The sequence below is a fragment of the Paenibacillus sp. MBLB1832 genome (assembly GCF_032271945.1).
Classification (GTDB): Bacteria; Bacillota; Bacilli; order Paenibacillales; family NBRC-103111; genus Paenibacillus_E; species Paenibacillus_E roseopurpureus.
The window spans coordinates 1,384,036-1,396,268 of record NZ_CP130319.1 but is presented as its reverse complement, the minus strand read 5'-3'; the positions used below and the strand labels follow the sequence as shown (position 1 = coordinate 1,396,268).

11 protein-coding genes are annotated in these 12,233 nt (G+C 48.1%); all 11 read right to left on the bottom strand.

Annotated features, from left to right (window positions below):
• Positions 1–23 precede the first annotated feature (23 nt).
• Positions 24–1,205: an anhydro-N-acetylmuramic acid kinase gene (locus MJB10_RS06395; RefSeq protein WP_314802709.1), complete on the bottom strand. Its 1,182-nt coding sequence runs from the start codon at positions 1,203–1,205 to the stop codon at positions 24–26.
• A gap of 15 nt (positions 1,206–1,220) precedes the next feature.
• Positions 1,221–2,180, bottom strand: a complete 960-nt coding sequence (locus MJB10_RS06390) for a GNAT family N-acetyltransferase (protein ID WP_314802708.1) — start codon at positions 2,178–2,180, stop codon at positions 1,221–1,223.
• Between the two features lie 17 nt (positions 2,181–2,197).
• Complete coding sequence (locus MJB10_RS06385; protein WP_314802706.1) at positions 2,198–3,268, bottom strand: serine hydrolase domain-containing protein; 1,071 nt, start codon at positions 3,266–3,268, stop codon at positions 2,198–2,200.
• A 31-nt stretch (positions 3,269–3,299) separates the two neighbouring features.
• Positions 3,300–4,922 carry a beta-N-acetylhexosaminidase gene (nagZ, locus tag MJB10_RS06380; protein ID WP_314802704.1) on the bottom strand — a complete coding sequence of 541 codons (1,623 nt, stop codon included), beginning with the start codon at positions 4,920–4,922 and terminating at the stop codon, positions 3,300–3,302.
• 26 nt (positions 4,923–4,948) lie between these two features.
• Entirely contained in the window at positions 4,949–5,863 is a 915-nt protein-coding gene (locus MJB10_RS06375) for an N-acetylglucosamine kinase (RefSeq protein WP_314802702.1), read from the bottom strand.
• A gap of 24 nt (positions 5,864–5,887) precedes the next feature.
• Positions 5,888–7,027: an exo-beta-N-acetylmuramidase NamZ family protein gene (locus tag MJB10_RS06370; RefSeq protein WP_314802701.1), complete on the bottom strand. Its 1,140-nt coding sequence runs from the start codon at positions 7,025–7,027 to the stop codon at positions 5,888–5,890.
• 186 nt (positions 7,028–7,213) lie between these two features.
• Positions 7,214–7,918: a PIG-L deacetylase family protein gene (locus tag MJB10_RS06365; RefSeq protein WP_314802699.1), complete on the bottom strand. Its 705-nt coding sequence runs from the start codon at positions 7,916–7,918 to the stop codon at positions 7,214–7,216.
• Positions 7,918–8,886 (bottom strand): GNAT family N-acetyltransferase, encoded by a 969-nt coding sequence (locus MJB10_RS06360; protein ID WP_314802697.1) that lies wholly within the window; start codon positions 8,884–8,886, stop codon positions 7,918–7,920. The genes MJB10_RS06365 and MJB10_RS06360 overlap by 1 nt, the downstream gene beginning before the upstream one ends.
• A 27-nt stretch (positions 8,887–8,913) precedes the next feature.
• A complete protein-coding gene (locus MJB10_RS06355) occupies positions 8,914–9,774 on the bottom strand; it encodes a carbohydrate ABC transporter permease (RefSeq protein ID WP_314802695.1) in 861 nt (286 codons plus the stop codon).
• A gap of 15 nt (positions 9,775–9,789) precedes the next feature.
• Positions 9,790–10,692, bottom strand: a complete 903-nt coding sequence (locus MJB10_RS06350; protein ID WP_314802693.1) for a carbohydrate ABC transporter permease — start codon at positions 10,690–10,692, stop codon at positions 9,790–9,792.
• A 90-nt stretch (positions 10,693–10,782) separates the two neighbouring features.
• Entirely contained in the window at positions 10,783–12,219 is a 1,437-nt protein-coding gene (locus MJB10_RS06345; protein ID WP_314802691.1) for an ABC transporter substrate-binding protein, read from the bottom strand.
• Between the last annotated feature and the right edge of the window lie 14 nt (positions 12,220–12,233).

Here is a 12,233-nt window from a genome sequence, read left to right as displayed (position 1 = left end):
CTGATCCTTTTCCTTATGAGAGCCTACGGCAAAGCTAATTTCCCCATGATCGTCTGTCTTTCCGCTCCTGTCGCCGCGGGAACATTGTTCGTCTCGCCTTGTATGAATGCATTGCCTAACAAAGCAAACAACATCGCTTCCTTCGCATCGCAGGATATACCCAGCTCGTCGGATGTGAAAATGGTCTGATTTGGCAGCAGCTCACCAAGCATGCTAAGAAGTGTGCGGTTATGAGCTCCGCCTCCACTTACAATCACTTCAGCAATCTCACTCTGTGGAAAAATAAAGTCCTGATATCCGCGAGCAATGCTGTGTGCGGTAAAAGCTGTCGCCGTGGCAACGATATCCTCCTGAGGAAGTCCTCGTTCCAAAGCAGATGCTAGCCATGTCGCGGCATAGGCTTTTCCGAATATTTCGCGTCCTGTCGTTTTGGGAGGCGGTTCTTGGAAGTACGGATGTGCGAGCAAGTCCTCAAGTAATTCTTGATGCACCCTGCCTTTGGCAGCCCATTCTCCATTCGCATCGTACGAAAGTCGTCCCTCGGATAGCTCGTATACGACTTGATCCATGATCATGTTTCCAGGACCCGTGTCAAAGGCAATACCCCCACTGGAAGCAGCGGGGATGGCTGTGCAATTCCCAATACCACCTATATTTTGAAGGATGCGCCCTTTGTTTTCGTCCCTGAAAAGGAGATAGTCACCGTAGGGTACAAGCGGTGCGCCTTGCCCGCCTACGGCGATATCCGCTGTCCTGAAATCGCCGACGACAGGTTTGCCTGTTCGTTTGGCAATCACGGACAAATCCCCAATTTGCAGCGTCGATTTGGGCAGAAAAGGATTCGCATCGTCCGCTATAGGGATATGCCAAATCGTCTGCCCATGGGAGGAGACGAGATCGATATCCGCCATGCTTAGGTTAGCGGCAGCAGCTGTTTGGATGACGGCATCTGCAAAGCGCTCCGCTATCGCGAAGTTCATGCCGCACACTTGCGCAACATCAGAATGCTCAATCGTACATAACAGCTTGAGCTTCTCACGAACATCCGCTTCGTAGGCAAAGCTCTCGAAGTGAATCAGCTTGATGCTTGTATCAAGACCGCGGCCATCGATGCGGACAATAGCGACATCAATGCCATCCAGCGAAGTGCCTGACATAATCCCTGCTATGGTCAGTGAAGTTTGATTCAAAAGTTTTCGAAGCAAGACGATTCATCTCCTTTACACTAACTTCGAGTAAGAATCGTAGCTTTTCCACACGTGGTAATTTAGCTTTTCATAGAAAGCCACGAGTGTTGTCCAGTCGATGACGATCTTTTGGATTTTACGCTCCCTAAGGAAATGAACACCTGCCTGAACAACCGCCAGCCCAAAACCTCTGCCTTGGTAAGCAGAATCTACACCTAGAGGCCCAATCCCCCCTAGCTCATCTTCAAATAAGGGCGACCAGTAAACGTTTTGAGCAATGATCGGAGATGAACTGTCGTTAATCCGGCAAAAACCAACAATGTGGCCATCTGTTTCAACCACAACAAACTCGCGCCCCGTTCCTCCCAGTTCGAAATAGCGAATGGCTTCGTATTCCCAACGTCCTGGGAAGCAGCGTCGGAAAAAAGCAAGCAGATCGTCCTTTTCATGACTCTCCAACAGCCGATACGAAACGCCTTCTTGTCTTGGCAATTCGTTCGCCGTATGTTCGTCATACATCGCCAGTAGATCATTTTCCACACGATTGTCGTCCTTGTAGCCCTTAGCATCGAACCATGCTCTGACTTCAGGGTATTCTTTGGGGATTCCTGGGAAGTAGTGCCACGGATCACGACCGAGCAAGATTTTATGAACCCCCCTCTCCAAAAGAGCCGTTTCAGCCCGTTTCAGCAGCTCGCTTCCGATGCCAAGTCTGCGAAAATCCCGATCAACCAACAATACCTGGATCCAGCCTGCACCAGCTCCCAAAACAAGTTCCCGTTGTTCCTGCCATTGCTTGGCAACGATAAAACCAACTGCTTTCCCAGACCCCTCATCAACGGCAATCCAAGAACCACCCTGCAATACGTTCACATCGTCAAAACTGTTCTGTCTGAACAGTTGTTCTTGCATAGGAAACTGCTCGCCAAGCTCTCGGTTCCACAGCACGCATAATTCGGTCAGCCGATCTTCTGTTAATGGGACATAGTTCATTTCGAAAACCTCCAAAACTAATCTAATTGAGAAAGAATGAGATTGTGCAGCCTCGGGCGAAGCTGCAAGATATGTTCGGTTCGACCGAAATGAACCCGATTGGTGAGCAATATGATTTGCAAATCCCGCTCAGGATCGAACAAAAGACTAGTACCTGTAAACCCAGTATGCCCGAATGATTGCTCGGATACATAATCGCCGCCGAACCAGAAGCTTCGCGGATTTCTAAGCAACCAGCCGAGACCTCGAGGTTCTTGGTCATAAGGTGTAAAGTTACGGGATGCCAGCTGGGTAGCTGCGCTAGTAAGGATTCGCCGCCTCTTATAGACGCCTTTCTGCCGGATCATTTCAGCATAATTCGCCAGATCGTGAACCGTGGAGAATAGCCCAGCGTGACCGCTTTCGCCATGCATGATCTCTGCTTTTTCATCGTGCACAATGCCTGACTTGTACGCTTGGCGCTGTTCCGAGAACTCAGTAACCGCATAGCGTGTACCCTCGAAGGTCGGGCAAAAACCTGTTTCGGACATCTCCAGCGGATTAAACAGCTCGCGACGAAGATAAGTGTTTAACGCTTCACCACTCACGGATTCAATGATGAGGCCGAGCAATATCATACCCAAATCACTATACACAACCTTAGTACCCGGGGGATGGAGCGGTTGTTCATGTAAGATAAGTTCCACCAGCTCATCCCGGGATAGATGCAACAACCTTCGTATGCCCGGAATATCCGCCCTAAGCCCTGAGGCATGTGTCAGCAGATGTACGATTCGAATAGGTTCATCTTGTTGGTTACGAAATTGCGGCAAAAAGCCCCCGATCGGATCAGCCAATGAAAGTTTACCTTGATCCATCATTTGAAGAACCGCTGGCAATGTTGCTATAACCTTGGTCAGTGAAGCCAGGTCAAAAACCGTGTCTGTTCTCATCGGAGCCGCTTCTGGGTAGATTACTCTACTCCCATAAGCATGCTTCAGCAGTTCCTTCCCCCTATGAGCGATATAAAGGACCGCACCAGGTAGATGTCCTGCCTCTATTTCCTGTTCCATGAAAAAGCTTATCTTTGCGATATCTAAATTAGCCACGATCCTGAAGCTCCCTTCACTCAGCGGAACTTTATTGTCCCTCTTCCCATCTCCAGCCTGCTGGATAATCAGCGCCAAGTGCTACTGGTAAACGGCCTTGCGGCGTTAAAAGGCCAAGCAGTGAACGTGCCGTGCTCTGCAGCGCCAATGGTCGGCTTTCGTACGCAGCGATAAACGTCGATACGTCTGGAAACTCCAGCAGATCGTACGGCACGCGCAGCGCGACAACGACAAGCGGCTTGTTGAGCTTTTGCAATTCGCGCACCAGCTCGACTTGCGCTGGATGGAATCGGGCGTTATACGTCCCGATGACGATCTGCTCCGCAGCTGCTGCCTCCGCAAGCACGGAGGGGCGACGATCGCTCACGTCCGCAAGCGGAAGCACGCGATCGATCACGTCCAAGCCGTGCTCGGCCAGCGCAGCGCCCAAGCTTGCGACACCCGCATACGCTTCGTCGACGCCCGACGAAACAGCTGCGGCCACGGTGATCGCCAGCGTTCGCACGCGCGGCAGCGGCAGCAGCTGCCCCTCGTCCTTGACGAGCGTGATGCTCGCTTCGCTAAGCCGCTGAGCGACCGCGCAATGCGCCGCGGTTCCGACCTCAAGCGCAGCTGTAGCACGAGGCTGCTCCGCGATGACCCCGCGGCGCGCTTTTAGCGCGAGGAGGCGGCGGACCGAAGCATCGATTTGTGCTTCGCCAATACGTCCTTCGCGCACAGCTTGCTCGATCGCCGCTAGGGCACCGACCTGGAGGTCGCGACGGTGGCTGATTAACACGAGATCAGCGCCGGCTTCAACCGCCATGACGGCAGCGGCAACCGTACCGTAGTGCTCGGAGATCGCGTTCATCTCCATGCAATCGGTCATGATAACGCCATCATAGCCAAGCTCCTCTCGAAGCAAGCCCGTCAGAACAGCCTTGGAAAGCGTAACAGGCAGCTTGCTAGGTTCTAAAGCTGGGAAATAAATGTGAGATGACATGATCGCATCAACACCGCCCTGGATGGCTTCTACGAAAGGTACTAGCTCCACAGCGCGAATCCGCTCTTCATCATGCGTAATCGTCGGCAAATCCAAATGCGAGTCCGTATTCGTGTCCCCATGACCGGGAAAGTGCTTGGCGGTTGCAACGACGTTCGCATCTTGGAAGCCCCGTATAGCTTGGCTGCCGTACTGGGCGACTAACTTTGGCGACTCGCCAAACGAGCGCACGCCAATAACCGGATTATCCGGATTGTTGTTCACATCCAGATCCGGTGCAAAGTTTAGATTGATACCGAGCGAACGCAGCTCTGTACCCGAAATAAAGGCCGCTTCATAAGCTCCCTCCGGACCTGCATGCCCGGCAGCCAACGCCATAGAGCCCGGCATAAGAGCAACCCCTTCGGTAATGCGGGCCACCATGCCGCCCTCCTGATCAATGGAAATCCATAGCGGTAACGTACCATTTCGCTCTGCAATTGCTTGCAGACTGCCCGATAACTCAGCAACTTGCTTGGTATTCGCTACATTCCGTGCAAAATAAATAACACCGCCGATGCGCTGTTGTGCAATTAAGGCTTCTAACTCTGCAGACGGTTCTATGCCTTCAAAACCGCAAAGAAGCATCTGTCCGATCTTTTCCTGCAGCGACATCTCATGTATTTCTCTCATGCTCCATACCTTCCCTCGTTACATTATCACTGCAAACGGTTAAGCGCCATTTGGGCGGCGCCGCTAGCGGCATCTCTCTTAGGTGTTATACAGGTCATAGCCGGAAAACGTCCTTTTAGCCCCTCGATAAACGCTTTCTGGATAAAGTTGTTTTTCAGCAGAACGCTCCCAGCTATCGCCAGTATGCCGTCTTGCATCGCTAATTTCTCCGCGACCGGTACAACCAGTTCGAGCAAGGAATGCGCACTATTCTCAGCAATAGCCAGTGCCGCTTTATCACCAAGCTCGCAAGCCTTAGATAAAATAGGGGCCAGTGCAGCGATATCCTTTTTATTCGTCTGTTTATCGTAAACAAACCCAATGACTTGCTGAATAGATGTCATTCCTAGTTGCTCATACACCATGCTTGCAATCACAGTCTCTGACAATCGTCCATCATGAGCACGCACGAGGGCAGCAAGCAGATCCCTCCCGATACTGTAGCCGCTGCCCTCATCATCAATGAGGTAACCGTAACCGCCAGCACGATGCGTGTCACCCCTTTCATTTTTCCCGTAACAAATAGAACCAGTACCTGCGATCAGAATGATCCCAAGTTCTGCATTATGCGCACCGCAAAGTGCAGTATCTTGATCACCGGTTATGAGCAGTCCTCCCTCGTAGCCACATGCTCGAACGCTGGACTCCAAACGGGTCTTGACCGTTGGATTGCTGACACCAGCCGCCCCAATGCACACTTGCGCGCAATGCATAAGCCCGCCGCACACGCTTGCAATTGTACGAAAGATTTCCTCTAAACTGGCCCCCACACTTGCCTCGTCCTGTCCATTATAGTTAATGGCCCCTGAAGTAAAGCTATGAACCACATTTCCGCTCTCATCAACGATAGTTACGGCGGTTTTCGTACCTCCACCATCAAGTCCCACTGCAAATTTCTTCATGCTAACGTCACCTCCTGATGCGCTCTAGTACAGATGATATGGCTGCTTTCTTCTATTAAATTCTCTGCTTTCCTCACGGAATTGTTCCAACATAACCGGAACATCAACCTCATTCGCTCGGTAGTGGCTATCGCCGCCAAGTAAATCAATAAAGGGCCTTGAGCCCTCTTTAAAAGGAGGCAAAAATGAAAATTGCTCATAATTATACTTAATCGTGAACATCAACGTAACGCCAACATCAATCGGGCGAACCGCACGGTTGTCGAGCACGTGAATTTGCACGCCTGCGCACTGCTCTCCCTGAAATTTGGAAAATGAAGGCTTAAAATAAACAGGACGGAACACGACGCCTGGCAGCTTCTTCGCATTCATTTCATCCGCTAACTGCTGCGCATCAATAAATGGAGCCCCGACGATCTCAAACGGGACTGTCGTGCCTCTGCCTTCCGATAGATTCGTTCCTTCAATGATACAAGTGCCGGGATATAGCAGCGCTGTCTCAAATCGAGGAATGCCAATGGAAGGCATAATCCATGGTCGTCCCGTTATCGGGAACAGCATATTTCGCTCCCAGCCTTCACAGCGTACGACATGCAGCTTCCCGTGCCACTGCTTTTCATCATTCGCCATCATCGCGACCTCTCCAGGCGTCAGTCCATATCGAACACTGAGCGGATAGTTGCCGACAAAGGATTCGAACCCGCTTTTAAGCACATTACCTTCTACCGTAACACCATCCAGCGGATTGATGCGGTCTAGCACGACAAATTCTTTGCCAGCCTGGGCACAATCTTCTAAAGCATAAAGCATTGTATAAATGAACGTATAATAGCGGGTTCCTACATCTTGGATATCGTAAACGACGATGTCGACCTCATCCAGCATGTCCTGTGTCAGCCGTTTGGAATCTTTCCGATACAAGCTATAGACGGGAATTCCCGTCAACGGATCCAAATACGTGTCAACCAGCGCACCTGCTGCTAAATCCCCACGAACACCATGCTCTGGCGAAAACAAGGCGACCAAATTAAACTTTTCATGAATGATTTGTATGGTCGATACAAAATCCTTATTTAATCCCGTAGGTGCAGTAATCAGCCCTACGCGTTTCCCTTCGAATAAGTGCGCATACCGTTCTATACAATCGATACCATTTAAGATCATCGCTGCCTCCCCAAAACTCGCCTTGATTCAAAATAAACGGCTACGCCATCCTTTCAGGATGGGAGCGTTTATCCAGAATATAAGCGTTATATAAGAGTGAAACTCATACTTTCTTATATTTTAAAAATGACTGCAACAAGCTACACGTCTCGTTACAGTCATTTGGTATTTTTTTATCATGTAGTTTTATAATTCCGATTGACGAATTCGCATCGTTTCTTCTGGAACCATGAACGTCTGCGCATATTCTTTTCTCGCTTCAAGGCCGCGTACACGCATCAGATGCTTGTAATACTCCAAGTATTGAAACGATTTGCTGCCTGTCACGAACCAGTGTGTCGAAACTGCCTTCACCCATAGATCAAACGCCTCTTTAGGGAAATCGACATAAACGTAAGGACGATAGTCGACGGCATCCTCCCAGTTTTCGGCATAATACAGTTTCGGAGCAAAGTGAGCTGGTTTTTCCCTCTCAAATGAGGATAACCCTGCGAAGAATCGCGCATCGTTCACAATACGGTGAGTGGTCATATGATCCTTATGCATGCTGTTTTTAAAATGGGTGATGATCACATTCGGACGTACGTCGCGAATCACATCACACACGCGGTAGCGCATTTCATCGCTATCTTGCAGTTCACCGTCCGGAATGTCAAAGACGATGGATTCCCCGCCCAACATCTCAGCAAAAGTTCGAGCCTCATTCACTTTTTGCACACGATATTCCTTCATGTCTTGGCCAGCAGGAACGCCACGTTCTCCCGCAGTTAACGCTAACGTAACAATGCGATCACCTTTCAGAGCGTGGTGGGCGAGTACGCCGCCTGCCGTTAATTCGGCATCTCCTACGTGACCTCCAATAGCTAGTATAGTCATCTTTGGTTCGCTCATTATGCAAACTCCCTTCTCATGACAGCAAAAAGTTTCACAGTTTGAAAACCTGCCCGTTCATAGATGCGGATAGCTGGGTTCGACATACCTGTATAAAGCGACATGTAATCGGTCCCAATTTCCTGAAATGCTTCGCATAACTTAAAAAATAAAAGACTGCCTAAGCCATGACCCTCATGGTCAGGAAGCACACCGATTCCAGCAAAATAGCCGCGGCCGTTCTCTTGTCGAATAACTGGTCCCGCAAATCCAACCGTCTTCCCTTGGTAGGCTGCAATGACAACGGGCACACCACTTGCCGTGGATGCTCCAATTTCCTTTTGCCATAACGGATTCGCAAAACCCTTCAGCATATCTTCCACGCCAACGTGCTTACCCGGGTCGAACATATCAATCGTATACCCTTGGGCGCACGCTTTCGCTTCTTTTGCTCTGATTTCATCAGGAATCTTGAACCCTGACAAAGGGAGATACATCGCACATTGCTTGGCACGTTCGACGTAGCCTGCGCCCAGCAAGAACGTGTACAGTTTGCTATCTACAGAGACACCGGGTGCATTGTTGTGCTCATGCTTGGGTGTGTCTGGGATATACCACGGCAATAACATCGGATTGAAAAAGAGAATATCCGCTTGCTTTTTACCCAAATCTTTAAACCTGTCTTCCAACGCATTTAACAGGTTTAAATAGTTATCATCCGTCGCAAAACCGCTCGCTAACACGATACACGTAATATACCCTGCTATCTCACCAAGGGGAAGATTCTCCCCCGTACACCCGCAGGCGAAGCCAATAACCTGATCACCTGCAAGAAGAACGAAGGTACAATCTGGATCAAAATGTGGATTCTTAACAAAGATGTGATCAAAACTTATCTCTGAAAGCTCTTTATAACCATCTTTCACGGCTTCTTCATTCCATAAAGCAATAATTGCCTGCCGATATTGCTCGTCCCAAGTTACAAGCATGCTGCCGCGACCTCCCCTAGATTTCTCCTATCCTTTTACCGCACCTACAGTTACACCTTCTAAGAAGTATCTTTGTAGGCTAAAGAACAGAATAAACATAGGTAATGCTGAAATCGTAGCACCAGCCATCATCGGAGCGATGTAAGTTGTATTCGCGAATCGGAAGTTTTTGAGCCCCACCTGAATCGTCTGCATTTCCATCGTGTTGGTAACAAGCAGCGGCCAGAAGAACGTATTCCAGCTGTCCATAAAGGTTAGAATCGCCATAACGGCTAAAACTGTTTTGGATAATGGCAGAATAATACGAGCATAAATGGTGAACTGGCTGCATCCTTCAATTTTGGCACTTTCCATAATTTCGTTCGGGATGCTGCTCATGAATTGCTTCGCCAAGAAGATGTTATACACCGTAACAAGTCCAGGCATAATCAAGGCACTGTACGTATCTTGCAGATCAAACACATTCACAACTAGAATGTACAAGGGAACTTGTGTCACTTGATAGGGAATCATCATGGACATCAATAATATCCCAAACAACACGCCTCTACCTTTGAAGCGAAGTTTAGAAAAAGCGTACCCCGCCATGCTGGCGAAAATGACATTAGAAACCGTTACTGTCGAAGCCACGATCAGTGAATTCACTAACCAGCGATAGGAGTATTCGCTATAATCAAAGAAGAATTTGAAGGAAGCGAACGAGACTTTTGATGGAAAAATGGAATAACTAACCGCACCGGCTTCAACGGGATCTCCGAGTGCAGATATGACCATGAAATAAATCGGGAAAATCGTCGCCAGAGCAAAAAGAAGAAGGACGATAAAAATGACTGAATTGCGGATTTTTTTAACCTTTGGATTGCCAGCATGATTGCTATATAAAGACATTTTATATCCCCTTTCTTAATACTCGACGTCTTTACCCGCATATTTAAATTGAATAACGGATACGCCTGCTATAATAACGGCTAGAATGAGAGATTGTGCCGCTGCTTTGCCAAATTCGAAATACGTAAATGCGCTGTTGAAGATAAGTAACCCTACCATTGTCGTCGAATTGTTAGGACCGCCGCCTGTCATTAGGTAAGCGTTCTGGAATACTTGGAAGGAACCGATTACACCTGTTACTAGCAGGAACAACGTTGCTGGTTTAAGGCTAGGAACTACGATATACCACAGCTTTTGAAGGAAATTCGCGCCATCCATTTCTGCTGCTTCATAATACGTATCATCAATGCCGAGCAAACCTGCTAAATAAATAATAATGCTGGTACCATGACTGGACATCCAGGACATGAACACCAAAGAGAACATTGCTGTTTTACTGGAACCTAGCCAGTTCTGATTCTGAAAACCAAAGAAATGAATAAGTTGGTTTAAAATTCCGCCCTCTAAAGGATCGAAAATCCAAAGCCATACGACGGATAAAGCAACACCTGAAGCCACAACGGGCAAATAGTAAATCCCTTTGAAAAAGGATTGTGTTTTCTTTCTAAGCGGCAGAATCAACACAGCAATGGCCATCGAAAGAATCAGGTTTACAGGTACGGTCAATACGGTATAGACCAGCGTATTTTTCATAGCCTTCCAGAACAGAGCATCTTTCAATGTACTCGCGTAGTTATCCAAGCCGACATAGGTAGAGCCCAGTGGTTTATATTTTTGTAGACTAATGATAAACGCGCTTACGACCGGGTAAGCTGTGAACATGGCAAACACAACTAAAGACACAGCAATAAAGATATATCCCCAGGTGCCTTCTCCCTTAATTCCTTTTCGCTTTATCGACTTCGCCATTAATGCCATCCGATTCAACCCTCTTTTCACAACTTGCTTAAAATAGTTCGGATAGCCGGGCAATGTTCTGCCCGACTATCCGAGGTTTATACCCTATTCTTAGTCTTTCACGATTCCGTCAGCGCCGAAGGCCGCAATGGCAGCAGTTTTAACAGCTTCATACATCGCTTCAGGTGTAACCTCACCTGCGATTAGACCTTGGAATTTAGGAACGATAACTTCTGTTTCTATTTTGATCGCTTTAGCAGACAAATCAGAAGGAATGTCTGAACGAGCTGGTGTTGCGTTTTTAAGCATATTCTCTACAGCAGCAACGTTGTCAGGGTTTCTGTCAATTTTCATGTTTGCTGCTTCTTTTTTACCGCTTTGCGTGATGTGTGCTGCGAACAAATCATTGTTCGTTGTTGCTGCAACCTTACCGCTAGCTAGGAAGTAAGCCGCTTTCACGACATTCGCTTTATGCTCTGCAGTCGGCTCCTTTTTACCGCGGAATGCCATGTAACCATCAACAACCGTAGCGGCAGAAGGCTTCGCACCTTGGAATGTAGGAGCTGGCAATACGATATAGTCAACTGGCACACTGTCTTTCACTGCGGAACCATCAGCAGCTTTAATCTTAGCGTTATTCGCTTTCGCAGAGTTCTCGAAAGTTGCAAGACCTTTACCTGTGATCATCGTTTGAGCCGTTAAGAACATATTCCAACGTTTACCCGCATCCACGGAGCTAAGCTCTTTCGGCATAGAACCATCATCGATCAATGCACGAAGATCTTTCAGCAAACCAAGGTAGTTTTTGCTAGTATACGCATATTTCAAGTCTTTATTAAACGCATGCGGCATGCCTGCATTTTTGGCCATAATACCTAGGTAATCGACTGCTGCTACACCTTTTACAGCGAAAACAAAACCATATCTTGTTTTACCGTTTTCAGTGACAACGCCTTTTTTGATCGCTTGACGGAATTCATCGTATGTCCAACCGTTTGTCTGTACTTTTTTCCAGTCAATACCGGCCTTCTCTAAGAACTCTTTGTTACCGCCAAGTGCATGAACTTCCATATACGCTGGGAAGCCGTACAATCCCTTGCCGTTCTTCATATATTCAAGAGGAGCTTTATCGAAATCGTTCACCATATCAGGCGTTGCTGTACCCGTAATATCCATCAACAAGCCTTGCTCGATATACTTCGGAATGCTGTCAGATCCTCCGAAAGCGATATCCGGCGGGCTTCCTGCATTCACTTGTGTATCCAACTTTTGTTTCACATCTTCCCAGCTAGCTGGTTCGATTTTCAACGTCAGATTCGGATACAAGGCCGTGAAATCCTTGGACATTTGCTCAAAATTCTTTTGGTAGTTCGGTGAAACCGGTGGAAGCAAAGCCGTGATGGTATCTTTGGCAGTGCTGGCAGTAGCAGCTGGAGCCGCTGTACCTGCAGGTGTAGTTGATTCTTTTGTACCTGAACCACCACAAGCTGTTAAAGCCATCATCGATAATGCTACAACAGAAGCTAATACGGGCATTTTACTTTTCATAATAAATAGACCTC